General features: G+C 64.9%; 1 protein-coding gene. It reads left to right on the forward strand.

Annotated elements, in window-relative coordinates:
• Positions 1–72: 72 nt before the first annotated feature.
• Positions 73–994, forward strand: a 922-nt coding sequence (locus tag HGO92_RS23135; RefSeq protein WP_346769082.1) for a cation transporter, incomplete at its 3' end; no start/stop codon positions are given.

Here is a 994-nt window from a genome sequence, read left to right on the forward strand (position 1 = left end):
GGCGGGCAATCACGCTGAGCTGGAACTTCCGCATCGCTTGAGCAACGTCAATTCCGAGAGGAACAAATCCCCGTGAATCGAAAAACCCAAACCGCGGTCATGGAGGTATCCGGTGTCCACCGGGCCTCGTCCAAGTCCGTCAGCGAATCCGTGCTCTCACGCCGCCCGGGCGTGCTCAGTGTGGAAACCAACCCGGTGGCCCAGACCGCCAACGTCACTTTCGACCCGGATCAGACCTCGGTCGCCGAATTGACCAGGTGGGTGCGTGAGTGCGGTTACCACTGTGCAGGTCAATCGGTGCCGGAGCACATCTGCGACCCCATGCATGAAGACCATGCCGGGCACGAAAGCCATTCAGGACACGGAACGACGGCGCTGCAGGAACCCGCGGCACCGGGCGGCGCGGACAACATCACGGTTCAGGAAGCTCAGGTCTCTCGCGGGGAGCACGCCGGGCACGGCAAGGCCGCGGTCCGGGACGCGCAGGAAGTCATGGGTCACGGCGGGCATGGCGGGCACGCCATGTCGATGGAGTCCATGATCCGGGACATGCGGAACCGGTTCCTGCTCGCGGCCATCCTCTCGATACCCATCACCCTCTGGTCGCCTATCGGGCGTGAGGTCCTCGGCTTCACGGTCCCGGCCCCGTTCGGCCTGCGCGACGACGTCTTCGCGTTGATTCTGTCCCTGCCCGTCATCTTTTACTCGGCCTGGATCTTCTTCGACGGAGCCTACCGGGCGTTGAAGGCCCGCACCCTGGACATGATGGTCCTCGTCGCCGTCGGCGTCGGAGCCGGCTGGCTCTACAGCCTCGTCGTCACGTTGACCGGAGGCGGCGAAGTGTTCTACGAAGCGGCCACCGTCCTGACCACCTTCGTACTGCTGGGCCACTGGTTTGAAATGCGGGCACGGGGCGGCGCCAACGACGCCGTCCGTACGCTGCTCGAACTCGCACCCTCGATGGCCCTGGTCATCCGCGACGGACAAACGGTGG

Source organism: Crystallibacter degradans, from assembly GCF_012952295.1.
Taxonomy (GTDB): domain Bacteria; phylum Actinomycetota; class Actinomycetes; order Actinomycetales; family Micrococcaceae; genus Crystallibacter; species Crystallibacter degradans.